Below are 25,282 nucleotides of genomic sequence, written 5' to 3'. Positions count from 1 at the left end.
ATGCTGATCTGGCTTGTCGAACTGTCGGAATATTTCAAATTTCTGAATCTGTTCAGATATATTACCTTCCGCACAGGGGCCGCTCTCTTCACCTCCGCATTGATCGTGTTCCTGTTCGGGCCGACCATTATCAATTCGCTGCGCATCCGCCAGGGCAAGGGCCAGCCGATCCGCGCCGACGGGCCGCAGACGCATTTCAAGAAGGCCGGCACGCCGACCATGGGTGGGCTGATGATTCTGGCCGGCATTGTCGGCGCGTCGCTGCTCTGGGCCGACCTTTCCAACGTTTATGTCGTTGCCACGCTGCTGGTGACACTCGGCTTCGGCGCAATCGGCTTCTATGACGATTATCTCAAGGTGACCAAGCAGAGCCACAAAGGCTTTTCCGGCAAGGCGCGTCTTGGCATCGAGTTCGTCATCGCCGGCATCGCCGTCTATTTCATGATGCGCACGGCCCTTGCCTCGGGAACTGCCGGCTCGACCTTCGGCTCCTCGATCGCCTTTCCCTTTTTCAAGGACTTCCTGATCAATCTCGGCATCATGTTCGTCGTCTTCGGCGGCTTCGTCATCGTCGGCGCCGGCAATGCCGTCAACCTGACGGACGGCCTGGATGGGCTCGCCATCGTGCCGGTGATGATCGCCGCCGCCTCCTTCGGCGTCATCGCCTATCTCGCCGGCAACGTGGTGTTTGCGAACTACCTGCAGATCAATTTCGTGCCCGGCACCGGTGAGCTTGCCGTCGTGCTCGGCGCCGTTATCGGCGCCGGCCTCGGCTTCCTCTGGTTCAACGCGCCGCCCGCCGCCATCTTCATGGGCGATACCGGCTCGCTGGCGCTTGGCGGTACGATCGGCACCGTTGCCGTCGCCACCAAACACGAGATCGTCATGGCGATCATCGGCGGCCTGTTCGTCATGGAGACGCTGTCGGTCATCATCCAGGTCGGCTTCTTCAAGATGACCGGCCGGCGCGTCTTCCTGATGGCGCCGATCCATCACCACTTCGAGAAGAAGGGCTGGACCGAGAGCCAGGTGGTGATCCGCTTCTGGATCATCGCCGTCGGCCTGGCCCTGCTCGGTCTTTCGACGCTGAAACTCCGGTGAGGCGGCGATGATCCCGGTCACGACGCTCAAGGACAGGAAGGTCGCGCTCTTCGGGCTTGGTGGCTCCGGTTTTGCCACTGCCCGCGCGCTGATTGCGGGCGGCGCCGAGGTGACCGCCTGGGACGATAATCCCGACAGCGTCGCCAAGGCTTCGGCGGAAGGCATCCGGACGGAAGACCTGCATGGCATCGACTGGAGCCAGCAGGCGCTGTTTGTGCTGTCGCCCGGTGTGCCGCTCACCCATCCGAAGCCGCACTGGACCGTCGACCTCGCGCGGGCGGCCGGCGTCGACATCGTCGGCGATGTCGAGCTCTTCGTGCGCGAGCGCCGCGCCCATGCGCCGGATTGCCCCTTCATCGCCATCACAGGCACTAACGGCAAGTCGACGACGACGGCGCTGATCGCCCATATCCTGAAATCCGCAGGCTACGACACTCAACTCGGCGGCAACATCGGCACGGCGGTGCTGACGCTCGATCCGCCGAAGGCGGGGCGTTATTACGTCGTCGAATGCTCGTCCTACCAGATCGATCTGGCGCCGACGCTGAACCCCTCCGCCGGCATCCTGCTCAACCTGACGCCCGATCATCTCGACCGCCACGGCACGATGCAGCACTACGCCGACGTCAAGGAACGACTGGTCGCGGGCAGCGATGTCGCAATCGTCGGCATCGATGACAGCCATTCGGCGCTGATCGCCGACCGCGTCGAGCGGGCAGGTGTCAAGGTGGTCCGAATCTCGCGCCGCAACGCGGTGGCATCAGGCATTTATGCCGAGGGCATCAGGCTCGTTCAGGCCGTCGGCGGCGCCATGCTGCCCTTTGCCGATCTCGACGGCATCCAGACGCTGCGCGGCAGCCACAATGCCCAGAATGCCGCCGCGGCCGTTGCCGCCTGCCTTGCCGTCGGGGTTTCCGCCGACGCCATTCGCGCCGGTCTCGCCTCTTTTCCCGGCCTCAAGCACCGCATGCAGCCTGTGGGCAAACGAGGCCGCGTCGTCTTCGTCAACGATTCGAAGGCGACGAATGCCGACGCGGCGGCGCCGGCGCTTTCGAGCTACGACCGCATCTACTGGATTGCCGGCGGCCTGCCGAAGGCGGGCGGCATCACGACGCTCGCGCCCTATTTCCCCCGCATCGCCAAAGCCTATCTGATCGGCGAGGCGGCGGCGGAGTTCGCCGCCACACTCGGCGAGGCCGTGCCCTACGAGATCTCCGGCACGCTGGAGCGCGCAGTCGCACACGCGGCGGCCGATGCGGAGCGCGACGAAGCTGCTGCTTCCGCCGTGATGTTATCCCCGGCTTGCGCAAGCTTCGACCAGTATAGGAACTTCGAAGTCAGGGGCGATGCCTTCGTCAGCCACGTCGCCGCCCTTGACGGAATGACGATGCTGATCGGTCCGGCAACAGGAGAGAAATGACATGGTAAGCCGCGCGGAACGTGGGCCTCTGGCCGATTGGTTCTGGACCATCGACCGCTTCTTCCTGGCGATGTTCATCTTCCTGATGGGCATCGGCTTCATGCTGTCCTTCGCGGCGTCTCCGGCGGTTGCCGAGCGCATCGGGCTCGAGCCTTTTCACTTCGTCAAGCGCCACGCCGCCTTCATGATCCCTTCGATCGCCGTCATGCTCGGGCTGTCGTTCCTGACGCCGCGCCAGGTGCGGCGAACCGCAATCCTGCTCCTGATCATTTCGCTCGCCATGATGGTGCTGGTGCTGTTCATCGGCCAGGAGGTCAAGGGCGGCAGGCGCTGGATCTGGATCGCCGGCCTTTCCATCCAGCCTTCGGAATTCATGAAGCCCGCCTTCGTCGTCGTCTGTGCCTGGCTGTTTGCCGAACATGCGCGCCAGCCAGAGATTCCCGGCAATCTCTTCGCCATCATCCTGTTCGGCATCGTCGCCGCCCTTCTCGTGGCGCAGCCGGACCTTGGCCAGACCATCCTGACGACCGCCGTCTGGGGTGGCATGTTCTTCATGGCCGGCATGCCGTGGATCTGGATCATGCTACTCGGCATCGGCGGCGCCGGCGGCCTGCTCAGCGCTTATTACGTCTTTCCGCACGTCGCCGGGCGAATAGACAAGTTCATGACCGGCGAGGGCGACACGTTCCAGATCGACACGGCCCGTGAGGCGATTATCCGGGGCAGCTGGTTCGGTCAGGGGCCGGGCGAAGGCATCGTCAAGCGCATCATCCCGGATGCGCATACCGACTTCATCTTCTCGGTCGCGGCCGAGGAATTCGGCATCGTCTTCTGCATGGCGCTCGTCGGGCTGTTTTCCGTGCTGGTGCTGCGCGGCCTCTCGCATGCCTATCGCGAACGCAATGATTTCAATCGCTTTGCCGTCGCGGGCCTCGTGCTGCAGATGGGCATCCAGTCGATCATCAATATCGGCGTCAATCTCGAGTTGCTGCCGGCAAAGGGCATGACGCTGCCGCTGATTTCGTACGGCGGTTCTTCCATGGTGGCAATCTGCGTTACCGCCGGCTTTATTCTGGCGCTGACGCGCCATCGCCCGGAAAAACGTGCGCAGGACCGGAGTCTCTTCCGCGTCCCGCACGGCATGCCCGCGGAGTAGGAGGTCATGAGCAAAGGCATCGTGCTGCTTGCCGCCGGGGGGACCGGCGGCCATGTGTTCCCGGCGGAGGCGCTGGCCTTCAAGCTGAAGGAGCGTGGTTACTCGGTGCATCTCGTCACTGACAGCCGAGCTGAACGTTATGCCGGCAAGTTCCCGGCCGAGGAGATCCATGTCGTGCCGTCGGCGACGATCGGCTCGAAGAACCCGGTCGCCGTCGCCCGCTCGCTGTGGACGTTGTGGAGCGGCATGCGAGCGGCCAAAAGGCTGATCCAGCGGCTGAAGCCGGTGATTGTCGTCGGCTTCGGCGGTTACCCAACCGTGCCGCCGCTGCTGGCCGCCACGCGGCTCGGCGTCGCCTCGATGCTGCATGAGCAGAATGCCGTCATGGGCCGGGCCAACAAGGCGCTGGCTCCGCGCGTCAAGGCGATCGCCGGCGGCTTTCTGCCGGAAAGCGGAGATGTTTTTTCCGACAAGACGGTTGCGACCGGCAATCCCGTGCGCCCCGCGATCCTTGCTGCAGCCGAGCAGCCTTACCTGCCCTCGCACCCCGGTGAGCCCTTCAACCTTGTCGTCTTCGGCGGCAGCCAGGGCGCGCAGTATTTTTCCAAGGCCATGCCGACGGCGATCAGCCTGCTCGACGACGGCCTGCGCGCGCGGCTCAGGGTGACGCAGCAGGTGCGCCCTGAGGATATGGAGATGGTCAGCGGCTGCGTCGCCAAGCTGGAGATGGGAGCCGATATCGCGCCATTTTTCAACGACATGGCGGAGCGTCTTGCCCAGGCACATCTGGTGATCTGCCGCTCCGGCGCTTCCACGGTTTCGGAAATCTCCGTCATCGGACGCCCGGCCATTCTAGTGCCCTATCCGCATGCGCTCGACCATGATCAGGCAGCCAACGCCGCCGCGCTGGCTGCGACCGGCGGGGCGAAGGTAATCCCTCAGTCGGAGCTTTCACCTGAACGCATTGCCTCTATACTGAGCCATGTGATGAACGATCCGGACAAGCTTTCGCACATGGCGGCGGCGGCCAAGCTTGCCGGGAAACCGGATGCAGCGAACTTGCTTGCCGACATGGTTGAGGCTATTGCCGCCGGCAAGACAGTCTCAGAATTCAAGAGGACACGCGCATGAAACTGCCGAAGGCGATCGGTCTCGTCCATTTCATCGGCATTGGCGGCATCGGCATGAGCGGCATTGCCGAGGTGCTGCACAATCTCGGTCACAAGGTGCAGGGATCGGATCAATCGGACAGCGCCAATGTGCAGCGGCTGCGCGAGAAAGGCATTGAGGTCTTCGTCGGCCATCGCGCCGAAAATCTCGGTGATGCCGAAGTCGTCGTCGTTTCGACGGCAATCAGAAAGAGCAATCCGGAACTTATCGCTGCGCGTGAAAAGCTGCTGCCGGTGGTTCGCCGCGCCGAAATGCTTGCCGAGCTGATGCGCTTCCGCAATGCGATCGCCATCGGCGGCACCCATGGCAAGACGACGACAACCTCCTTGGTCGCAACCCTGCTCGAAGCCGGTGGGCTTGATCCGACTGTCATCAACGGCGGCATCATCAATGCCTACGGCACCAATGCCCGCATGGGCGAGGGTGAATGGATGGTGGTCGAGGCCGACGAATCGGACGGTACCTTCCTGAAGCTTCCGGCCGACGTCGCCGTCATCACCAATATCGACCCCGAGCATCTCGACCACTACGGCAATTTCGATGCCGTGCGCGCCGCCTTCCGGCAGTTCGTTGAGAATGTGCCGTTTTACGGCTTCGGCGTCATGTGCCTCGATCATCCCGAGGTGCAGTCGCTGGTCGGCCGCATCGAGGACCGTAAGATCATCACCTATGGCGAGAACCCGCAGGCTGACGTGCGCTTCAAGAATGTGCGCATCGACGGCACGCGCTCGATTTTCGACGTCGAGATCCGCCGCCGCCGCACCGGCCAGAGGACCGAGCTCAAGGGGCTTGTCATGCCGATGCCCGGTCGCCACAATATATCCAACGCCACGGCGGCAATCGCGGTCGCCAACCGGCTTGGCATATCGAGTGAAGATATCGCCAAGGGGCTTGCTTCCTTCGGTGGCGTCAAGCGTCGCTTCACGCTGACCGGCGAATGGAACGGCGTGCAGATCTTCGACGATTACGGCCACCATCCGGTCGAAATCAAGGCGGTACTGAAGGCGGCCCGCGAGGCCTGCAAGGGGCGCATCATCGCCGTCCATCAGCCGCACCGTTACACGCGTCTCGCGAGCCTGTTCGAGGAATTCGCCGCCTGCTTCAACGATGCCGACAGCATTTTGCTGGCGCCGGTCTATGCTGCGGGCGAGGATGCGATCGAAGGCGTCGACTCCACGTCGCTCGTCTCGCGCATCAAATCCGGCGGTCATCGCGACGCCCGCTTCCTGTCTTCGGCCGAGCTTCTGCCTGAGATGGTTGCGGAGGTTGCAAAGCCTGGCGATTTCGTGGTTCTGTTGGGGGCTGGGAGCATCACATCTTGGGCAGCAGCACTGCCCAAGCAACTGGAAGGCCTATCGGGAAAGTCCGCATGAAACAGGTGAATGGGGAAAAGCTTCTCGCGTCTCTCGGAGACGGTGTAAAGGATATCCGCGGCCGTATCACGCCGGATGCCCCCATGGATCGCGTCACCTGGTTCAGGGCCGGGGGCCTTGCCGAGCTGATGTTTCAGCCGCATGACATCGACGATCTCATCGCCTTTCTGAAGATCTTGCCGGAAGAAGTGCCGCTGACGGTCATTGGCGTCGGGTCCAACATTCTTGTGCGTGACGGCGGCATTCCCGGCGTCGTGCTGCGCCTGTCGGCCAAGGGCTTCGGTTTCGTCGAGCTTGCCGGGGAAAACCGCATTCTGGCTGGGGCCATCTGCCCGGACAAACATGTGGCGGCGATGGCGATGGACAACGGCATTGGCGGCTTACACTTCTACTACGGCATTCCGGGCGCCATCGGCGGCGCGGCGCGCATGAACGCGGGCGCTAACGGCGTCGAGACACGCGAGCGGCTGATCGAGGTCAACGCGGTCGATCGCAAGGGCAACAAGCATGTGCTTTCCAATGCCGAAATGGGTTATTCCTACCGGCATTCCGCAGCACCGACCGATCTGATCTTCACTTCGGTACTGTTCGAGGGCTATCCGGAAGATCGCGCCCAGATCCGCGCCGAAATGGACGCTGTGCGCAATCACCGCGAGACGGTACAGCCGGTTCGCGAAAAGACCGGCGGCTCGACCTTCAAGAACCCTCCGGGCCATTCGGCCTGGAAGCTGATCGACGAGGCAGGCTGCCGCGGCCTCGTGATCGGCGGCGCGCAGATGTCGTCGCTTCACTGCAACTTCATGATCAATATGGGGCAGGCGACCGGCTACGATCTCGAATATCTCGGCGAGCAAGTGCGCCGCGAGGTCTTCGAGAAGGAGGGGATCAAGCTCGAATGGGAAATCAAGCGCCTCGGCGTCTTCATGCCGGGCCGGGAAGTCCGCCCGTTCCAGGGCGTGACGAGCGAATAGCGGCTATTCCACTGCAAGTTTCAGGCCTTCGCGCGGGGTGACGACGGGTGACCAGCCGAGAACGTCGCGCGCCCGTGTTATGTCGACCTGCAGCGAACCGCAAAGGCGTTGATAGACGGCTTCCTTCCCGAGCGCCTTTGCCGCCATTTGCAGCAGTGCAGGCGGGAAGGGGACCAGCATCGGCTTGACGCCCAGCCCCGCGGCTATTCCCCTGATGAGCGCCGGCGTCGAGAGGTCTTCACCATCTCCGGCAAGGAAGATCTCGCCTGGGGCGGCAGGATGGGTCGCGCAGGCGATGATCAGATCGACCAGATTTTGCACCGCGACCAATGTGCGGTGGTTCTTCAGCGAAGCGAAGGGGAGCGGCAATTTCTTGCGGACAAGATTGACGAGCAGGGCGAAGTTGCCGCGTGCGCCGGGGCCATAGACCAGCGGCGGACGGATGATGACGACTTCCATGCCGGTGCGCGCTGCGATTTCGCGCAGGCCGATTTCGCATTCCAGTTTCGAAATTCCGTAGGGATCGATCGGCTTCGGCCTGTCATCGTGCCGGAACGGCCGGTCGTTCTCTTCTCCGTTGACCTTGATGGTGCTGACGAAGACGAATCTTTTCACGCCAGCGCTGGCGGCCTGTTCGGCGAGATTGAGCGCGGCAGCAGTGTTCGTCCGGCGGAACTCCGCTAGTGGATCGGCTGCGCGGTCGTTCATGATGTGAACGCGGGCGGCGAGATGGACGATGACGTCGACCCCTTCAAGCGCAGCCGTCCAATCTGTTCCCCCGGTTATTTCAATTGGAAAATGCGCTACCTCAGGCGGAAAGGCAGGGGTCTGCGATCTTGTGGTAGCCACAAGGTCGTAAATTTTCTCTGCGTGCAGCCGTTTGACAAGCGGACTACCGACGAAGCCGGCGGCGCCGGTGACGAGGCATCGCATGATCTTCTCCCTGCTCACCCATGGGGCATTCGCTAACCGGAAGTGATACCGGCATCAATAGAAAAGCGGTGACCTCTGCACGCCGAGTCACTCTTGCATTAATCAATTCGAGACGCCGACCGCCGCCTCACTGTTGCCGGTATCCGGCTGAGAGATGACATCCGATTCCCGGCTGATTCCATCGCGGGTGAGCGCGATCGGATATGTCGCTGAATGCATTGGCTTTTTTCGTTTCGATCGGGTTCATTCCCGGACGGGAAGGAAATGGTTGCACAATGAGCAAAAGGTAAAAGCTTCGGAAGCTTCGGGGCGACAGTTAACGAAAGTAAACACTTCATTAACCATAATGATGCTCTAATGCATGTGAGACCTGATGAAGGCGCGAACGACGCAGACAGCTTCGCGCAAGCGTCGATTTCAAAAGTGGAAGTTATTTTTGGGGGTGTTGATGAGTCGCAAGCATGTCGCTGTCCTGATGGGCGGATTTTCCTCGGAAAGGCCTGTCAGCCTTTCCTCGGGAAAGGCTTGCGCAGAGGCCCTCGAAGCCGAAGGCTTCAAGGTAACCACGCTTGATGTCGCCCGCGATGTTTCTGAAAAGCTTGCCGCATTGAAGCCGGATGTCGTCTTCAATGCGCTTCATGGGCCGTTCGGCGAGGACGGGACCATTCAGGGCATCCTGGAATATCTGGAGATCCCCTATACGCATTCAGGCGTGCTTGCCTCGGCGCTTGCGATGGACAAGGGCAAGGCGAAGCGTGTCGCTGCCGCCGCCGGGATCCCTGTCGCCGAATCGCAGGTCATCAACCGTTTCGCCTTCCCTGCGACACATCCGATGAAGCCGCCTTATGTGGTGAAGCCGGTGCGCGAAGGCTCGAGCTTCGGCGTCGTCATCGTCACCGAAGATCAGGCGCATCCGCCGCAGGTCGTCAGCTCGCCCGAGTGGCATTATGGCGAGGACGTTCTCGTCGAGCGCTACGTTTACGGCCGCGAGCTCACCTGCGGGGTCATGGGTGATGTCGCGCTCGGCGTCACGGAAGTGGTGCCGCTGGGACACAATTTTTATGATTACGATTCCAAGTACGCTGCGGGCGGTTCAAAACACGTCATCCCGGCGAAAATTTCACCGAATATTTACCAAAAAATACAAACATTGGCCCTAAGGGCGCATCAGGCAATCGGTTGCCGCGGCGTCAGTCGGTCCGACTTTCGTTACGACGATCGTCTCTCCGACGACGGCGAAATCATCTGGCTGGAAGTCAATACCCAGCCTGGCATGACTCCAACCTCGCTCGTGCCCGAAATGGCCGGTCATGCCGGCTATTCGTTTGGTCAGTTTCTCCGGTGGATGGTGGAGGACGCGTCTTGTTTGCGTTGACGGTCAAGAGGATAGGGCGCCCCAGCCATCATGTCGCGCTTCCGATCGTGGAAGCCGAAGAGCGGTTCGTGTTGCCGCGTCCGCTGCGCCGCGTCACTCGTTTCCTAATCAGCCTCGGCAGCGGCCGCATCTACATTCCGGCCCATACCGGCACGGTGTCGGCGCTTGCCTTCCTGGCTGCGACCGGCCTCTACGGCATGTCGCTCGGCGGTCACACGGAGGCCGTCGCGCAGGCGACGACGACGGCCGCAGGTTTTGCGATCGAGGACGTGAAGGTCTCCGGCAATTCGGAAACCTCCGAGATCGAGATCCTGCAGCTGATCGGCCTCGACGGCACGACCTCGCTTGTTGCGCTCGACGTCGATGCGGCCCGCCGGAAGATCGCGCATCTTCCGTGGGTCGAGAATGTCGAGGTCCGCAAGATCTATCCGAAGACGATCGAAGTGAAGCTCAAGGAGCGTCAGGCCTATGCGATCTGGCAGCACGGGCAGGAGCTTTCCCTGATCGAGAGGAACGGCAGCGTCATTGCGCCGCTGCGCGACAACAAGTTTTCGTCGCTGCCGCTCGTCGTCGGCCGTGACGCCGAGACCGCGGCGGCTTCGCTCGACGATGCTTTCTCGAAGTGGCCCGACCTGAAGGCCCGCGTGAAGGCTTATGTCTGGATATCGGGCCGTCGTTGGGATCTGCACATGGATAACGGCGTCATAGTCAAGCTGCCGGAAGACGGCATCGATCAGGCGCTGACAACGCTTTCGAAATTCGACAAGGAGCACCAACTCCTGGAGCGGGACATTGCCGCGGTCGATCTGAGATTGCCCGACAGGACCGCGATCCAGCTGACGCCGGAAGCGGCGGTCCGCCGGCAGGCGGCGGTAACGGAGCGTACCAAGGAATTGAAAAAGGCGGGGCAGAATATATGAGCTTGTTCGGTTCATCCCATTTCGGATTGCCGCGCCTGAAGCCGCTTTCGTCGAAGCGGTCGCATATCGTGTCAGTGCTCGACATCGGCTCGACCAAGGTCGTCTGCATGATCGGCCGGCTGACCCCGCGCGAGGAAAGCCAGATCCTGCCGGGCCGCACGCACAATATCGAGATCATCGGTATCGGCCATCAGCGCTCGCGCGGCATCAAGACCGGCGTTATCGCCGATCTCGACGCGTTGGAAGGCGTCATCCGTCTCGCCGTCGATGCGGCGGAGCGCATGGCGGGACTGACCGTCGAAAGCCTGATCGTCAACCTGACGGCCGGTCGCCTCGGCAGCGATATCTACACCGCGACGATCGATCTCGGCGGCCAGGAAGTCGAACTCAACGACCTGAAGAAGGTGCTGTCGGCGGCTTGCCAGCAGTCGCTGCGCCAGGACCGCTCGGTGCTGCATTCGCTGGCGACCGGCTTCTCGCTCGACGGCGAGCGCGGTATCCGCGATCCGCTGGCGATGTATGGCGATGCGCTCGGCGTCGACATGCATGTCGTCACCGCGGAGCGCTCGGCGCTGAAGAACCTCGAACTCAGCGTCAATCGCGCGCATCTCTCCGTCGAAGGCATCGTCGCGACCCCTTACGCATCGGGTCTTGCCGCTCTCGTCGACGACGAGGTGGAACTCGGCTGCGCGGCGATCGACATGGGCGGCGGCACGACGACGATCTCGGTCTTTGCCGAAGGCAAGCTCGTTCACACCGATGCCGTCGGCCTCGGCGGCCATCATGTCACCACCGACCTGGCGCGCGGCCTTTCGACCCGCATCGAGGATGCGGAGCGGCTGAAGGTCGTGCATGCCTCTGCACTTCTGAATTCCTCGGACGAGCGCGAACTGATCTCGATCCCGCCGATCGGCGAGGACGATCGCGACCAGCCGTCGCAAGTGCCGCGGGCGCTGGTTTCGCGCATCGTATCGGCCCGGATCGAGGAGACGATGGAACTGATCCGCGACCGCATCCAACGCTCCGGCTTCAGCCCGATCGTTGGAAAACGCGTCGTGCTGACCGGCGGGGCGAGCCAACTGACCGGCCTTGCCGAAGTGGCGCGGCGGATTCTTGCCCGCAATGTCCGCATCGGTCGACCGATGGGTGTTTCGGGCCTGCCGACAGCGGCCAAGGGTCCGGCCTTTTCAACGGCCGTCGGCCTGATGATCTATCCGCAGGTCGCGGACATGGAGACACATGCGTCACAGAGCGGTCTGCTCATGTCGCTTGGGGGAAATAACAGCCGCATCGCCCGGATGGGCCAGTGGCTGAAGGAAAGCTTCTGAAATTCAAGTAATTGGCCGGCGTGGCGATGCGGCCAGAGAGAGAAGGAACAGGTACCATGACCATCAAGCTGCAAAAGCCTGACATCACAGAGCTGAAGCCGCGCATCACCGTGTTCGGCGTCGGTGGCGGTGGCGGCAACGCCGTCAACAACATGATCACCGCCGGTCTCCAGGGCGTCGACTTCGTCGTCGCCAACACGGATGCGCAGGCGCTGACGATGACGAAGGCCGAGCGCATCATCCAGCTCGGTGCCAACGTCACCGAAGGCCTCGGTGCCGGTTCGCAGCCGGAAGTCGGCCGTGCGGCCGCCGAAGAGTGCATCGACGAGATCATCGATCACCTGAACGGCACGCATATGTGCTTCGTCACCGCCGGCATGGGCGGCGGCACCGGCACGGGTGCCGCTCCTGTCGTCGCGCAGGCGGCCCGCAATAAGGGTATCCTGACGGTCGGCGTCGTCACCAAGCCGTTCCATTTCGAAGGCGGCCGCCGCATGCGTCTGGCTGAAATGGGCATCCAGGAACTGCAGAAGTCTGTCGACACGCTGATCGTCATTCCGAACCAGAACCTCTTCCGTATCGCCAACGACAAGACGACCTTCGCCGATGCCTTCGCGATGGCCGACCAGGTTCTCTATTCGGGCGTTGCCTGCATTACCGACCTGATGGTGAAGGAAGGTCTCATCAACCTCGACTTCGCCGACGTCCGCTCGGTGATGCGCGAAATGGGCCGCGCGATGATGGGCACCGGCGAAGCCTCCGGCGCGGGCCGCGCACTGCAGGCCGCCGAAGCGGCGATCGCCAACCCGCTGCTCGACGAAACCTCGATGAAGGGTGCCCAGGGCCTGTTGATCTCGATCACCGGCGGTCGCGACCTCACGCTCTTCGAAGTCGACGAAGCTGCGACCCGTATCCGCGAAGAAGTCGATCCGGACGCCAACATCATCCTCGGCGCCACTTTCGACGAATCGCTCGAGGGCATCATCCGCGTCTCGGTCGTTGCGACAGGGATAGACCGGGCGATCAGTGAAGCCGCCGAGCGAAACTTCCAGCCGGTCGCCAAGCCTGCTATCCGTCCCTCCGCGGCTGTTGCTCCGGCAGCGGCCGCAGTTCAGCCTGCCCCGGTGATGCAGGCACCGAAGGTCTCCGATCCGATCGCGCAGACCATCCGCCAAGTCGAGATGGAACGTGAGCTCGAAATTTCGGCCCCGCGTGCTAGCGCCCCCGTCCAGCAGCCTGCTGCGCAGCAGGAAGTCTTCCGTCCGCAGAGCAAGATCTTCGCGCCTGCACAGGAAGCCCCGGCGATCCGTCCGCAGGTGCAGCAGCAGGCTCCGACGCCGGTAATGAGCCAGCCGGTAATGAGCCAGCCCGTCCAGCAGCAGCCCATCCAGCAGCAGCCGGTCCGACAGGAGCCGATTATCCGACAGGCGGCTGAACCGGTGCGCATGCCGAAGGTCGAGGATTTCCCGCCGGTCGTCCAGGCTGAACTCGACCACCGCACGCAGCCGGCTTCCGCGCATAGCCAGGAAGAGCGCGGGCCGATGGGCCTGCTCAAGCGAATCACCAATTCGCTTGGCCGCCGCGACGATGACGCCGTCGCCGCCGACATGACCGCCGCACCGCCGGCCGCGTCACAGCAGCGCCGTCCGTTGTCGCCGGAGGCAAGCCTCTATGCGCCGCGCCGCGGCAATCTCGACGATCAGGGTCGTGCGGTTCCGCAAGCCCGCATGATGCAGGAAGACGATCAGCTGGAAATTCCGGCATTCCTGCGCCGCCAGTCGAACTGAGGCTGCGATTCGACACCGTTCACGCCCGGGATCCAGGTCCCGGGCATTTTCGTTTTCCAGCCCGAAATTGCTGAGTGTTATCAATCGCGTGACTTCGTAACAAAGCGAAAGAAACAGTGATTTGGATTGGAGCGCCGGCCCACGTAAATATGGTGCAAGAAAACTGCCCGAGGAGACCCCTCAACGAGGCTCTTTGTGCAGAATGAATGATAACCGCACCGTGAGGCAAACCACTGGAGCGGAAAAATAAAGGCAAATTTTATGGCGATTGGCTTGCTGGGTTTTCAAACGACGGTATCGCGTCCCGTGACGCTCTCGGGCATCGGGGTTCATTCGGGCGCAGAAGTCTCGATCACCCTCAACCCGGCCGAGTCGGACACCGGCGTCGTTTTCCAGCGCCTGCATGACAATGGCGACATCACCGAACTCAAGGCCGTCTCCTCACAGGTCGGCAATACCGACCTCTGCACAGTGCTCGGCTTCTCGCCGGCTCATTCGGTCGCGACAATTGAACATGTGATGGCAGCCATCTATGCGCTCGGCCTCGACAATGTGGCTGTCGAAGTGCAGGGCGCCGAAATGCCGATCATGGACGGCAGCTCGCTGCCCTTCGTCGAAGCGATTGAGCAGGCCGGCCTCGTTTCTCTCGGAGTCAAGCGCCGCTATATTCGCATCACCAAGCCGGTGCGAATCGAGCATGGCGGCTCCTGGAGTGAATTCCGCCCCTATGACGGCACGCGCTTTGAAGTCGAGATCGATTTCGAATGCCCGCTGATCGGCCGACAGAAATGGGCAGGCGACATGAACGCCTCCGTGTTCAAGACCGAGCTTTCCCGTGCCCGCACCTTCGGCTTCATGCGCGATGTCGAGCGTCTCTGGGCATCGGGCCATGCGCTCGGCTCCTCGCTCGAAAATTCCGTGGTCATCTCGGACGACAACACCGTCATCAACGTCGAAGGGCTGCGCTACGCCAAGGACGAATTCGTCCGTCACAAGGCGCTGGATGCCGTCGGCGACCTGTCGCTTGCCGGGGCCCAGTTCATTGGCTGCTACCGGTCTTACCGCGGCGGCCATAAAATGAATGCCAATGCTCTGAAGGCGCTGCTCGCTGACCCCACTGCGTATGAGGTGGTCGAGACGTCGACGCCGCGCCAGCGTGTCGCCGCCCGCGAGATGATCGCGGTCAGCGCTTCGGAATTCGCTCCCTGGTCGGCATGACCTCCAGCATATTCTCAAGACCAGGCCGCCTCTTTCCCGGAGGCGGTTTTTTTGTGTCGCCGGAGTTCGCCGCGATAGGCATTTTACAGCAGGTGCTTAGCTGCAACAGGTCGGCAAGAAGGTGAAAAGCCGGGCATTTCCGGCCGCGGCTGCCACAAAAATGCGTTAATGCCTTATCATTGCGTTGCTCTCGATGCACATTTGTGGCTAGAAACGCCAGCGAGGCGTGGCTGTCGTGGAGCGAGCGGCGGCAGTGGGGTTCTTTCGAATGGCTTATGCAGGATCTGAAGGTATGATGAAGACAGCGCGCGCTTTGTTCGCATCGCTTCTGGTGCTCAGCGCAGGCGCCTCTATTTCTGGTTGCCAGTCGGACCCCGATATCGACATCACCAAGCTCGGCCTCGAAACGGATCCGCCTGATGTGCTGTACACCCAGGGCCTCGCCAACATGAAGGCCGGCAACATGGCGGAAGCGGCGCGCAAGTTCGACGCGATCGACCGCGAGAACCCATTCTCCGAGTGGGCGCGCAAGGCGCTTGTGATGAGCACTTTCGTCAAATATCGCCAGGGCAAGCTCGATGATGCGCTCGCGTCGGGCAATCGCTACATGTCGCAATATCCGAAGTCCCAAGATGCTGCCTATGTGCAGTATCTCATCGGTCTCACCTATTCCAAGCAGATCGTCGATGTGACGCAGGATCAGCGGGCCTCCGCCAAGACGATCGAGGCGATGCAGGCGGTGATCGACAACTATCCGAACTCCGAATATGTCGACGACGCCCAGGCGAAGATCCGCTTCGCGCGCGACCAGCTCGCTGGCAAGGAAATGCAGGTCGGCCGCTACTACATGGAGCGAAAGGAATATCTCGCCGCGATCTCGCGCTTCCGCATCGTCGTCGAGAAATATCCGAACACGAACCAGATCGAAGAGGCCTTGGCCCGTCTCGTCGAGGCATATTACGCCATGGGTATCGTCGACGAGGCGCAGACCGCCGCAGCCGTTCTTGGTCACAACTATCCGGACAGCCAGTGGTACGCCGATTCCTACAAGCTGCTGCAGACAGGTGGCGCCGAGCCGCGTGAGAACAAGGGCTCGTGGATCGCTGCGGCAGGCAAGAAACTCCTGCTCGGTTCGTAAGTCCCATGCTGATCCAGCTTTCGATCCGCGATATCGTCCTGATCGAGCGGCTGGATCTTGCCTTCGAGACCGGTCTTTCCGTGCTGACGGGTGAGACGGGAGCGGGCAAATCCATCCTGCTCGACAGTCTGTCGCTGGCGCTCGGCGGGCGTGGTGACGGCGGTCTGGTGCGCCATGGCGAAGACAGGGGCCAGGTGACGGCAGTGTTCGCCGTCGGCATGGATCACGGGGCGCGCCTGCTCCTGCGTGAAAACGGCATCGACGACGAGGGCGACCTGATCTTCCGCCGTCAGCAATCAGCCGATGGGCGCACCAAGGCCTATGTCAATGACCAGCCGATTAGTGTGCAGCTGATGCGTCAGGCCGGCCAGATGCTGGTCGAGATCCACGGCCAGCACGATGATCGCGCTCTTGTCGACACCAATGCCCACCGCAACCTGCTCGATGCCTTCGCCGGCCTCACCGATGAGGTTGCGGAGGTCTCCCGCCTGCATCGTCTTTGGCGCGACAGCGAACGGACGCTGAAGAAGCATCGCGAGAAGGTGGAAAGTGCAGCGCGCGAGGCCGACTATCTGCGTTCCTCTGTCTCAGAGCTCGAGAAACTCTCGCCGCAGGACGGCGAGGAAGAGGAACTCGCCGAAAGCAGGCAGAGGATGATGAAGGCGGAGCGAATCGCCGGCGACATCGCCGAAGCCTCCGAATTCCTGAACGGCAATGCCTCGCCGGTGCCGCACATCGCCTCGCTGGTGCGCCGGCTGGAGCGCAAGAGCCATGAAGCGCCCGGGCTGCTCGAAGAGACGGTGGCGCTGCTCGATGCCGCGCTCGACCAGCTTTCCAACGCGCAGATGGAAGTCGAGGCAGCCCTGCGCAAGACCGAATACGATCCCAGGGAGCTCGAGCGGGTGGAGGAGCGGCTTTTCGCGCTCAGAGCCGCGTCGCGCAAATATTCCGTGCCCGTCACCGAATTGCCAGCGCTGGCGGTGCGCATGATCGCCGATCTTTCCGACCTCGATGCGGGCGAGGAGCGGCTTGCGCGTCTGGAGGCGGAGGTCGGTCTGGCGCGTGAGAATTACGACTCGGCGGCGCGTTGGCTTTCCGACAAGCGCCATCAAGCCGGTACTGCGCTGGCAGCTGCCGTGATGGCCGAACTGCCGGCGCTGAAGCTCGAACGCGCTCGTTTCATGGTCGAGATCACCACGGATGCGCAGGAGGCGCTGCCCGAAGGCATCGACGTCGTCGAGTTCCATGTCCAGACCAATCCCGGCACTCGCCCCGCCTCGATCATGAAGGTCGCCTCCGGCGGCGAACTGTCCCGTTTCCTGCTGGCGCTGAAGGTGGCGCTCGCCGATCGCGGGTCAGCCCCGACGCTCGTCTTCGACGAAATCGATACCGGTGTCGGCGGTGCGGTGGCCGATGCGATAGGCCAGCGGCTGAAGCGGCTGTCCGAGCGGGTCCAGGTGCTGTCGGTCACGCACGCGCCGCAGGTCGCGGCGCGGGCGGCAACGCATCTTCTGATCTCCAAGGGGCCGGCAGCCGAGGGTTCCGAAAAAATCGCGACCCGCGTTGCGACGATGGCGCAGAAGGACCGCACCGAGGAGATCGCCCGCATGCTGGCCGGCGCTTCGGTGACGGAGGAGGCGAGGGCGGCCGCCAAACGGCTGCTAGCAGGTAACGGCTGATTGCCTAATCTGATTTTAAGCCGTTGCGTGACAAACACCGTACTTCGCGCTATGCGCATCTTACCGATCAGACGCGATCCGCTGCCATGCGCCTTTTCCATTTCAGCGACGATCCCGACATCGCGGTGTTCGAGCCGCGCCCTGTTCTCATTCCCTCGGTTCGACCGATCGGCCGGGAATGGCTGAACGGTCCGCTCGTGTGGGCGATCGATGGCGATCATGACTTCATGTATCTCTTCCCGCGCGATTGCCCGCGCATCCTGATCTGGGCGACAGCCGAGACGACGGAAGCCGAGCGGCGGCATTGGCTTGGCGACTGGCGAGCCGCCGCCTTCAACGTATGCGCGGGATTGGGAGTAGGTTGCTCCAATGCCACGCATCTTGTGCAATGCGCAAACGTGTCAATGCAGTTCAGAGCATGGAGTTTGGCGTGAACGCCGACCCCCAACCCTTCGCAGACGCGCGGTGGCTGGATTCCTGTGACAGGCACAGGAATGAAGGTGGAAAGGTGAGCGGGCCAATCTTCCCGATGCAGCATATGACACCTCCCTTTTCATTCGGCGATTTTGCTCTAAAAACAATGCAGATTTCTGGCCAGATTCTCCGGAGTGCTGTTCCATGTCCACCGAAGGTTCCGCCGTCGAAACGTTGACGATCGAAGAGGCTGCTGCCGAGCTCGAGCGGCTGGCAAGGGAGATCGCGCATCACGACGCGCTTTACCACGGCAAAGACCAGCCGGAAATCTCGGACGCGGATTACGATGCGCTGAAGCGCCGCAACGATGCGCTGGAAGCGCGGTTTCCCGAGCTGATCCGTGAGGACAGTCCGTCGCGTCGGGTCGGTGCTGCGCCCTCGGTCACTTTCTCGCCTGTCGTCCATGCGCGGCCGATGCTGTCGCTCGACAATACGTTTTCGCAGGAAGACGTGCAGGATTTCGTCGCCAGCGTCTATCGCTTCCTCGGCCGCATGCCGGACCAGTCGATCGCCTTTACCGCCGAACCGAAGATCGACGGCCTTTCCATGTCGATCCGGTACGAGAACGGCAGGCTGACGACGGCCGCCACCCGCGGCGACGGCACCACGGGCGAGAACGTCACCGCCAACATCCGGACGATCGCCGAAATACCCAACCAATTGCCGAAGGGCGTTCCCGCTGTCGTGGAGATCCGCGGCGAGGTCTATATGGCCAAGAGCGACTTCCTGGCGCTGAACCGGCAGATGGAGGCGGAGGGCAAGCAGACCTATGTCAATCCGCGCAATACGGCGGCCGGGTCGCTCCGGCAGCTCGACGCCAAGGTGACGGCGAGCCGCAAGCTGAAATTCTTCGCCTATGCCTGGGGCGAGATGTCCGACATGCCGGCCGACACGCAATTCGCCATGGTGCAGACGTTCAAGGACTGGGGCTTCCCGGTCAATCCGTTGATGAAGCGGCTGAATTCGGTCGCCGACATCCTGGCACATTATGACGAGATCGGCCTCAAGCGGCCGGATCTCGATTACGATATCGACGGAGTCGTCTATAAGGTCGACAGCCTGGAACTGCAGCAGCGCCTCGGCTTCCGCTCCCGCTCGCCGCGCTGGGCGACGGCGCACAAATTCCCGGCCGAGCAGGCCTTTACCGAGGTCGAGAAGATCGAGATCCAGGTCGGCCGCACCGGCGCGCTGACGCCGGTGGCGCGGCTGAAGCCGATCACGGTCGGTGGCGTGGTCGTCACCAATGCGACGCTGCATAATGAGGATTACATCAAGGGCATCGGCAATAGCGGTGAGCGCATCCGGCCGGAGGAGCACGATATCCGCGAGGGCGATACGGTCATCGTCCAGCGCGCCGGCGATGTCATTCCACAGATCCTCGATGTCGTCATGGAGAAGCGCCTCGCCGAGGTGAAGCCTTATGAATTCCCAAAGATCTGCCCGGTCTGCGGTTCGCATGCCGTGCGCGAGGTGAACGAGAAAACCGGCAAGATGGATTCGGTGCGCCGCTGCACCGGCGGCTTTATCTGCCGGGCGCAGGCGACGGAGCATCTGAAGCATTTCGTCTCGCGCAACGCCTTCGATATCGAGGGGCTCGGTTCGAAGCAGATCGACTTCTTTTTCGAAAACGAGGATCCGTCTCTGCAGATCCGAACGGCGCCCGAGATCTTCACCCTGGAGAAGCGGCAGCAGGATTCCCTGACCAAGCTGGAGAATATCGATGGCTTCGGCAAGGTCAGTGTCGGCAAGCTCTATGCCGCGATCAACGAACGGCGCAGTATTGCGCTCCACCGCTTCATCTATGCGCTCGGCATCCGTCATGTCGGCGAAACTACGGCGAAGCTGCTGGCGCGCTCCTATGGCACCTACGAAGCCTTTGCGACGGCGATGAAGGAAGCAGCACCGCTGTCCGGCGACGCCTGGAACGATCTCAACGCCATCGAGGGCATCGGCGAGGTCGTGGCGCGCGCCATGGTCGAATTCTACAAGGAGCCGCGCAATGTCGAGGTGATCGGCCGCCTGCTCGATGAAGTAACGCCAGCGGAGGCTGAACAGCCGGTGACGGCAGGAAGCCCGGTCGCCGGCAAGACCGTGGTCTTCACCGGCTCGCTGGAAAAATTCACGCGCGACGAAGCCAAGGCGAGGGCCGAAAGCCTCGGCGCCAAGGTGGCGGGATCGGTGTCGAAGAAGACCGACATCGTCGTCGCCGGCCCTGGCGCCGGCTCCAAGCTCGACAAGGCGCGCGAACTCGGCGTGCAGACGATGGACGAGGACGAATGGCTGGCGCTGATCAGCGGGTGAGAGGCTGACGGCGGGCCGTCAGCCTGGTTCGCTCAAGGTCTCAGCCGCGCCATGGTGTAGGCGTCGACATACTCTCCTGATCGAAAACCGAAGGCCCTCAGCAGACCTTCCCGCTCGAAGCCGAATTTCTCATAGAGGCCGATGGCGGCATCGTTGTCGGTATAGACGGTCAGTTCCAGCCGCTTGACGGCAAGCCAGTCGTCGGCTGCCTCGACGATCGCGCCGAGTAGAATTCGGCCGAAACCGCGGCCGGTAAAGTCGTCGTGCACGCCCATGCCGAGGCTCGCGACGTGCTGCCTGCGGCCGGCAAGTCGGTGGAGGCCGCCGTTGCCGACGATCTTGCCGTTTAAGGTGACGACGAGGTTGAGCGCGCCCGGCGAGGAATTTTCGATGCGCTTGCGGACCTCTTCGATCGTCTGATATGGCGGCCTCAGGGTGCCGGCCCGGTAGCCCGGCAGATTCATGAGATCGGTCATTTCTTCCGCGTCCGAAAGACGGGCGGCGCGTACAAGGACGCCATCCGGCAAGCGCGCTCGGTCGCGGGGCTCATTCTCCTGGTGTTCAGACATGGGAGGCTCTCCGTGGGTTTTAGGAGGAGAGCCGAGTTTCGAAACCCCTGCTCGCCTCGGCAGGGTTTTCGGGATGATCGGATCGCTGCTAACGCGCCATTGCTCCCGCGCACCCTACAAGGGTCATGGTGTGATGGATGAGCGCAGCCATGATTACGGAACCGATCATGGGTAGCAATTTTGGATATGTGTGCCGAAATGTCAACCACGGGGCGTGTGGAATTTGCGCGACCGCAGGCGGAGCGGTATTTCAGTGGCCGGGGAAACGATTCGGTAGGCAGCATTGAAGACCATTGCTATTGATTTCGAGACGGCGAACGAGCAGCGCGGCAGCGCCTGTTCCGTCGGCCTTGCCTGGATCGAAGAGGGCAGGGTGACACGCGTCGAGGAGCGGCTGATCCGGCCGCGCGACATGCGTTTTTCCGGGATGAACATAGCCATTCACGGCATCCGGCCGGAGCATGTCGAGGATGCGCCTGAGTTTCCCGAGGTGATGGACGAGTTCCATGAGGATATCAGCGGCGCGACGATGATCGCGCACAATGCGGCCTTCGACTTCAGCGTCTGGCGGGCGAGCCTTGATCTCTACCGGCAATCCTATCCCGAACTCACCTATCTCTGCAGCCTGAAGATGGCGCAGCGGATTTGGCCGCATTTCCTTTCGCACCGGCTGAACCTGATCGCCGAACATCTCGGCCTGCGCTTCATGCACCACAACGCCGCCGAGGATGCGGCGGTCTGCGCCGCAGCCGCCATCGAGATGGCGAAGGCGGTCAAGGCGAAAGCGGTGGAAGCGATCCCGGCGCTGATCGGCATGACGCCGGGGCGGCTGACGGCGCGCGGTTATGCGCCCTGCACGTGCCGGAAAGGCTGAATCTGATCCTGCAGCGGCGCTTTCTTGCAAAGCCCGAGGGCATGCTTATCTAGGATGTGGATCATCCAGGGGAGCCGCCATGTCCAAGCTGCGCACGTTTTTCCTCGCCGCGTTTTCCTTCGCCGCCGTTTTCACGGGCGCCGCCTCGGCTGAAGTCGTCGGCAAGGTCGGGGTCGACTGGATCGGCAACGACATCATCGTCGAGGCGCTCTCCGATCCCGAGGTCAAGGGCATCACCTGCCATGTCACCTATTTCGAGCGCAGCCTGATCGACCGGTTCAAGAAAGGCAACTGGTTCGAGGATCCATCCAACAATTCCATCGCCTGCCGCCAGACCGGGCCGATCGAGATCGGCAATATCGACCTGTCCAAGGACGGTAGCGAGGTGTTTCGCCAGGGCATGTCGCTGATCTGGAAGACGCTTGTTGTCAACCGCATCTATGACAAGGCGAACGATTCTCTGATCTACCTCGCCCATTCCCGGGAGCTGACGGATGGCTCGGCGAAGATGTCGATTTCGACGATCCCGCTCTATGGGCAGAACGTGACCTGGAAGAATGGGAAGCCGTAGGGCTAAGCACGTCGGATATCTGGTCCTCGTTGCTGAAGACCCCGCCCCAAGCCCCTCCCCACAAGGGGGAGGTGGCTTACCCTGCCGCCGGCTCTCCAGATCTTCGATGTTTCGAGAGGAGCGCAGCGGAGTCACAGGGTTAGTCCCTCCCCCTTGTGGGGAGGGGTTTTTCGAAGATCGGAACCATGCCAGGCGCATCAAACAAAAAGGCCCGGACGAGCCGGACCTTCGCATTCCATTTTCCAACAAATATCAAGCAGCCTGATTCAGCTCGTCGGCAATGACGGTATCGAGGTTCAGGAAACAGACCATGGTCTTCTCAAGTGCGACGATGCCGCGGCAGAAGGCGCGCTGGGCTTCCGGAATAATTTCCGGCGGCGGCTGCAGGTCTTCGCTTTTGATGGTCATCATGTCCGAAACCTGCTCGACCAGCAGACCGACCAGCTTGCCGGCGATGTCGGTGACGATGATCGCCGAGCGCTCGGAAGGCTCCGTCATCTTCATGCCGAGGCGGCAGGCCATGTCGATGACCGGAATCACCGCGCCGCGCAGGTTGATGAGGCCCAGCACGTAGGGCGGGGTATGCGGCATCGGTGTCACCGGCGCCCAGCCGCGGATTTCGCGGATTGCCATGATGTCGATACAGAATTCCTGGTCGCCCAGATGGAACGAAACGATTTCGAGGTAGGCGCCCGATTGCTTGATAGCACTGTTGTTCATGGTCAGAATTCTTCCCAGTTATCCCCGGCGGGAGAGGCGATGACTTTGGCGGCAGCGCCGCCGTTGAATGCGCCCGCGACTTTGCCGATCAGGTTGCGCGCGGGAGATGGTCTCGAATGCGAGGCGGCGGTTGCCTCTCGCGGCGTTTGCCGGGCGCTCATGCCCTCGCCGGTCTTGAACTGTTTGATCAGTTGCGTCAGGTTTTCCGCGTCGATGGCGAGCGTATGGCTTGCGGCGTTCGTCTCTTCCACCATGGCCGCGTTCTTCTGCGTGACCTGATCCATCTGGCTGATCGACGTGTTGATTTCGTTCAGTCCGACCGATTGTTCGCGCGCAGAGGTTACGATTGACTTAACATGTTCGTCGATGCGCAGAACGTCCTCGCCGATCTGGCGAAGCGCTTCACCTGCGGCCGTCACCAGTTCGCCGCCAATCTTCACTTCCTCGCCGGATTTTCCGATCAAGGTCTTGATATCCTTGGCAGCACCCGCAGCACGGCCGGCGAGTTCGCGCACTTCCTGGGCAACAACGGCAAAACCCTTGCCGGCCTCGCCGGCGCGTGCGGCCTCGACACCGGCATTGAGCGCCAAGAGGTTCGTCTGGAACGCGATCTCGTCGATGACGTTGATGATCTTGCCGATCTCGCGGGAGGCACCCTCGATTCGCTCCATCGCTGCCATCGCATCACCGACGACGATGTCTGACTTCGCTGTATTCTCGCGGGTGTGGGAGACCATGTGCCCCACTTCCTCGGCGCGGTTGGTGGCGTTACGAACGGTGGCGGTGATCTGGTCGAGGGCGGCGGACGTCTCTTCCAGCGAGGCGGCCTGCTGCTCGGTGCGCTTGGCGAGATCGTCGGCGGCGGCACGCATTTGGCGGCTGTTCGCCTCGATCGAGCTGCTGTTGATGGCGATGTCGCTCATAGCTTTGCGCAGCGTCGCGGTCGTCTGGTTGAAATCCAGGCGCAAGCGCTCCAGTTCGTCGCGGAACGGCTGGTCGATCGTCACGGTCACGTCGCCCGCCGACAGGCGGGTGAGGCCGGCGCCGAGAGCGGTGACGGCGGCGCCGAGGGCCTCGGCATCGGCAAGCTTGGCGGCTTCGCGGGCACGGTGCTCGGCATCGCTGCGTTGCCTGTCGGTCTCAGTCTGGGTTTCCAGGTCGCGCTTTTCGATGGCGGCGAGGCGGAAGCTGTCGGCGGCGCGGGCCATTTCTCCGATCTCGTCACCGCGGGTCTTTTCCGGAACGTCGCTGGCTAGATCGCCGTTCATGATGCGCTGCATGCTTTGGCGCACGGCGCCGATGCCGCGCCGGATCGAGCCGCCATGGACATATTGCAGGACGCCCATTGTCAGGATGGCCAAGACACCGAGACCGATCTGCAGGATAAGGGCCTCCCGCGAGACGGCGTTGGCGAGCTCGACATGCTGTTGGGCGAAAATGGTGCCGTCAGCGGCGAGCTTGTCGAGGGTCGCGGTCAGTTCGTCGCCGGCGCCGTCGATCGCGTCGTCGATCTTGTCGAATTCCGCATCAGGCGCGCCCTGCTGAACCAGCGCGACAAGATCGGTCTGAATGGCCTTACCCATTGCGGCGACGTCGGCGTCGTAGCTCTTTAGCAGATTACCGTCGTTCATCTCGTCGGCGAGCAGACGCATTTCCTTCGAGCCGCTGGTAAGGGCGGCGAGGGAATCGCCGATCAGCTTAATGCGTGTCGGCTCCACCACTTTGTCGTCCTTGTCGACGATGATGTCCATGGCGGCTAGAACCATCGTCAAGTTCGCAACCCGCATGTCATCGATATGATTGACGCTCGTCTGGATGTCGCCGGCGCGACGCAAGCTGGCGTCGACCCGCATATTTTCGTACCAGCCGATGCCGAGCATTGTGCCGAAACCGATGAAGGCCGCGCCGCCGAGCGTCCAGAGCCGCTGGCTGACCGAGAGGCTCTTACGCACTGCTGAATTCGTCATGAAAAGACCTCGTATAAACCGCTTGGGTTCATGTTTCCCAACTTTCATGCGGAGGTCCGGGGTTTTTTGCCACGCGGCAGACATCATGTCAGAACGGCACAAGTGCGCCGCACGCACTGCTAAATATAGATCTCACGGCTTAAGTCTTTCCTAACGATGTTTATCGTGAGATCGTCGGTTCGGGCAGAAGGCAAGTCGTTCAAGTGCAATGCTTTTTTGAGAAACGTCAATTCTGGC

General features: G+C 62.1%; 20 protein-coding genes and 1 pseudogene. 17 read left to right on the top strand and 4 right to left on the bottom strand.

Features of this window, described 5'->3' with window-relative positions; genetic code table 11:
- The 6 genes from mraY to murB are packed head-to-tail and all read left to right on the top strand — an operon-like array spanning position 1 to position 7,191.
- Positions 1-1,101 (top strand): phospho-N-acetylmuramoyl-pentapeptide-transferase, encoded by a 1,101-nt coding sequence (mraY, locus tag RHE_RS14575; protein WP_011426095.1) that lies wholly within the window; start codon positions 1-3, stop codon positions 1,099-1,101.
- A 7-nt stretch (positions 1,102-1,108) separates the two neighbouring features.
- The gene (murD, locus tag RHE_RS14570; RefSeq protein WP_011426094.1) at positions 1,109-2,521 is read left to right on the top strand and encodes a UDP-N-acetylmuramoyl-L-alanine--D-glutamate ligase; all 1,413 of its coding nucleotides are present in this window, start codon (positions 1,109-1,111) and stop codon (positions 2,519-2,521) included.
- Between the two features lies 1 nt (position 2,522).
- Positions 2,523-3,677, top strand: a complete 1,155-nt coding sequence (gene ftsW / locus RHE_RS14565; RefSeq protein WP_011426093.1) for a putative lipid II flippase FtsW — start codon at positions 2,523-2,525, stop codon at positions 3,675-3,677.
- 6 nt (positions 3,678-3,683) lie between these two features.
- The gene (gene murG / locus RHE_RS14560; RefSeq protein WP_011426092.1) at positions 3,684-4,808 is read left to right on the top strand and encodes an undecaprenyldiphospho-muramoylpentapeptide beta-N-acetylglucosaminyltransferase; all 1,125 of its coding nucleotides are present in this window, start codon (positions 3,684-3,686) and stop codon (positions 4,806-4,808) included.
- Positions 4,805-6,220, top strand: a complete 1,416-nt coding sequence (gene murC, locus RHE_RS14555) for a UDP-N-acetylmuramate--L-alanine ligase (protein ID WP_011426091.1) — start codon at positions 4,805-4,807, stop codon at positions 6,218-6,220. The genes murG and murC overlap by 4 nt, the downstream gene beginning before the upstream one ends.
- On the top strand, positions 6,217-7,191 hold the full coding sequence (gene murB / locus RHE_RS14550; protein WP_011426090.1) for a UDP-N-acetylmuramate dehydrogenase: 975 nt from the start codon (positions 6,217-6,219) through the stop codon (positions 7,189-7,191). Before murC ends, murB begins: the two co-directional genes overlap by 4 nt.
- Positions 7,192-7,194: 3 nt before the next feature.
- Here murB and RHE_RS14545 read toward each other — a convergent pair whose 3' ends face one another.
- A complete protein-coding gene (locus RHE_RS14545) occupies positions 7,195-8,124 on the bottom strand; it encodes a UDP-glucose 4-epimerase family protein (protein ID WP_011426089.1) in 930 nt (309 codons plus the stop codon).
- 448 nt (positions 8,125-8,572) lie between these two features.
- Between RHE_RS14545 and RHE_RS14540 the strand changes: the two genes are divergently transcribed.
- The 9 genes and pseudogenes from RHE_RS14540 (at position 8,573) to ligA (ending at position 20,344) form a co-directional block, all read left to right on the top strand.
- Positions 8,573-9,499 carry a D-alanine--D-alanine ligase gene (locus tag RHE_RS14540; protein WP_011426088.1) on the top strand — a complete coding sequence of 309 codons (927 nt, stop codon included), beginning with the start codon at positions 8,573-8,575 and terminating at the stop codon, positions 9,497-9,499.
- Positions 9,487-10,419, top strand: coding sequence for a cell division protein FtsQ/DivIB (locus RHE_RS14535; RefSeq protein WP_042118756.1), 933 nt, complete (start codon positions 9,487-9,489; stop codon positions 10,417-10,419). Before RHE_RS14540 ends, RHE_RS14535 begins: the two co-directional genes overlap by 13 nt.
- Positions 10,416-11,747 carry a cell division protein FtsA gene (gene ftsA / locus RHE_RS14530; protein WP_011426086.1) on the top strand — a complete coding sequence of 444 codons (1,332 nt, stop codon included), beginning with the start codon at positions 10,416-10,418 and terminating at the stop codon, positions 11,745-11,747. The genes RHE_RS14535 and ftsA overlap by 4 nt, the downstream gene beginning before the upstream one ends.
- Positions 11,748-11,803: 56 nt before the next feature.
- Entirely contained in the window at positions 11,804-13,534 is a 1,731-nt protein-coding gene (gene ftsZ / locus RHE_RS14525; protein WP_011426085.1) for a cell division protein FtsZ, read from the top strand.
- A 261-nt stretch (positions 13,535-13,795) separates the two neighbouring features.
- Positions 13,796-14,752, top strand: a complete 957-nt coding sequence (lpxC, locus tag RHE_RS14520; protein ID WP_011426084.1) for a UDP-3-O-acyl-N-acetylglucosamine deacetylase — start codon at positions 13,796-13,798, stop codon at positions 14,750-14,752.
- A 268-nt stretch (positions 14,753-15,020) separates the two neighbouring features.
- Positions 15,021-15,890 (top strand): outer membrane protein assembly factor BamD, encoded by an 870-nt coding sequence (locus RHE_RS14515; RefSeq protein ID WP_011426083.1) that lies wholly within the window; start codon positions 15,021-15,023, stop codon positions 15,888-15,890.
- A gap of 5 nt (positions 15,891-15,895) precedes the next feature.
- Complete coding sequence (gene recN, locus RHE_RS14510) at positions 15,896-17,569, top strand: DNA repair protein RecN (RefSeq protein WP_011426082.1); 1,674 nt, start codon at positions 15,896-15,898, stop codon at positions 17,567-17,569.
- An 86-nt stretch (positions 17,570-17,655) separates the two neighbouring features.
- Positions 17,656-17,904: pseudogene (locus tag RHE_RS14505) on the top strand (DUF6886 family protein); the annotation flags it as partial.
- A gap of 283 nt (positions 17,905-18,187) precedes the next feature.
- Positions 18,188-20,344 (top strand): NAD-dependent DNA ligase LigA, encoded by a 2,157-nt coding sequence (gene ligA, locus RHE_RS14500; protein ID WP_011426080.1) that lies wholly within the window; start codon positions 18,188-18,190, stop codon positions 20,342-20,344.
- Between the two features lie 32 nt (positions 20,345-20,376).
- Here ligA and RHE_RS14495 read toward each other — a convergent pair whose 3' ends face one another.
- Positions 20,377-20,913, bottom strand: a complete 537-nt coding sequence (locus RHE_RS14495) for a GNAT family N-acetyltransferase (protein ID WP_011426079.1) — start codon at positions 20,911-20,913, stop codon at positions 20,377-20,379.
- A gap of 283 nt (positions 20,914-21,196) precedes the next feature.
- Between RHE_RS14495 and RHE_RS14490 the strand changes: the two genes are divergently transcribed.
- Both RHE_RS14490 and RHE_RS14485 read left to right on the top strand, forming a co-directional pair.
- Positions 21,197-21,787, top strand: a complete 591-nt coding sequence (locus tag RHE_RS14490; RefSeq protein WP_011426078.1) for a 3'-5' exonuclease — start codon at positions 21,197-21,199, stop codon at positions 21,785-21,787.
- 79 nt (positions 21,788-21,866) lie between these two features.
- A complete protein-coding gene (locus RHE_RS14485; RefSeq protein WP_011426077.1) occupies positions 21,867-22,358 on the top strand; it encodes a CreA family protein in 492 nt (163 codons plus the stop codon).
- Positions 22,359-22,610: 252 nt separating this feature from the next.
- On the opposite strand, the gene RHE_RS14480 is transcribed toward RHE_RS14485, so the two are convergent.
- Together RHE_RS14480 and RHE_RS14475 are read right to left on the bottom strand one after the other, a co-directional pair.
- Positions 22,611-23,078 (bottom strand): chemotaxis protein CheW, encoded by a 468-nt coding sequence (locus tag RHE_RS14480; protein ID WP_011426076.1) that lies wholly within the window; start codon positions 23,076-23,078, stop codon positions 22,611-22,613.
- A gap of 2 nt (positions 23,079-23,080) precedes the next feature.
- Entirely contained in the window at positions 23,081-25,045 is a 1,965-nt protein-coding gene (locus tag RHE_RS14475; protein ID WP_011426075.1) for a methyl-accepting chemotaxis protein, read from the bottom strand.
- Positions 25,046-25,282: the final 237 nt, after the last annotated feature.

The organism is Rhizobium etli CFN 42, assembly GCF_000092045.1.
GTDB lineage: Bacteria > Pseudomonadota > Alphaproteobacteria > Rhizobiales > Rhizobiaceae > Rhizobium > Rhizobium etli.
The sequence above is the reverse complement of the archived record's forward strand: the minus strand, read 5'-3'. Positions and strand labels throughout refer to the sequence as shown.

Coding starts and splice junctions, on each gene's coding strand:
- mraY (WP_011426095.1), top strand. CDS start 1: ATGCTGATCTGGCTTGTCGAACTGTCGGAATATTTCAAATTTCTGAAT.
- murD (WP_011426094.1), top strand. CDS start 1,109: ATGATCCCGGTCACGACGCTCAAGGACAGGAAGGTCGCGCTCTTCGGG.
- ftsW (WP_011426093.1), top strand. CDS start 2,523: ATGGTAAGCCGCGCGGAACGTGGGCCTCTGGCCGATTGGTTCTGGACC.
- murG (WP_011426092.1), top strand. CDS start 3,684: ATGAGCAAAGGCATCGTGCTGCTTGCCGCCGGGGGGACCGGCGGCCAT.
- murC (WP_011426091.1), top strand. CDS start 4,805: ATGAAACTGCCGAAGGCGATCGGTCTCGTCCATTTCATCGGCATTGGC.
- murB (WP_011426090.1), top strand. CDS start 6,217: ATGAAACAGGTGAATGGGGAAAAGCTTCTCGCGTCTCTCGGAGACGGT.
- RHE_RS14545 (WP_011426089.1), bottom strand. CDS start 8,124: ATGCGATGCCTCGTCACCGGCGCCGCCGGCTTCGTCGGTAGTCCGCTT.
- RHE_RS14540 (WP_011426088.1), top strand. CDS start 8,573: ATGAGTCGCAAGCATGTCGCTGTCCTGATGGGCGGATTTTCCTCGGAA.
- ftsA (WP_011426086.1), top strand. CDS start 10,416: ATGAGCTTGTTCGGTTCATCCCATTTCGGATTGCCGCGCCTGAAGCCG.
- ftsZ (WP_011426085.1), top strand. CDS start 11,804: ATGACCATCAAGCTGCAAAAGCCTGACATCACAGAGCTGAAGCCGCGC.
- lpxC (WP_011426084.1), top strand. CDS start 13,796: ATGGCGATTGGCTTGCTGGGTTTTCAAACGACGGTATCGCGTCCCGTG.
- RHE_RS14515 (WP_011426083.1), top strand. CDS start 15,021: ATGGCTTATGCAGGATCTGAAGGTATGATGAAGACAGCGCGCGCTTTG.
- recN (WP_011426082.1), top strand. CDS start 15,896: ATGCTGATCCAGCTTTCGATCCGCGATATCGTCCTGATCGAGCGGCTG.
- ligA (WP_011426080.1), top strand. CDS start 18,188: ATGTCCACCGAAGGTTCCGCCGTCGAAACGTTGACGATCGAAGAGGCT.
- RHE_RS14495 (WP_011426079.1), bottom strand. CDS start 20,913: ATGTCTGAACACCAGGAGAATGAGCCCCGCGACCGAGCGCGCTTGCCG.
- RHE_RS14485 (WP_011426077.1), top strand. CDS start 21,867: ATGTCCAAGCTGCGCACGTTTTTCCTCGCCGCGTTTTCCTTCGCCGCC.
- RHE_RS14480 (WP_011426076.1), bottom strand. CDS start 23,078: ATGAACAACAGTGCTATCAAGCAATCGGGCGCCTACCTCGAAATCGTT.
- RHE_RS14475 (WP_011426075.1), bottom strand. CDS start 25,045: ATGACGAATTCAGCAGTGCGTAAGAGCCTCTCGGTCAGCCAGCGGCTC.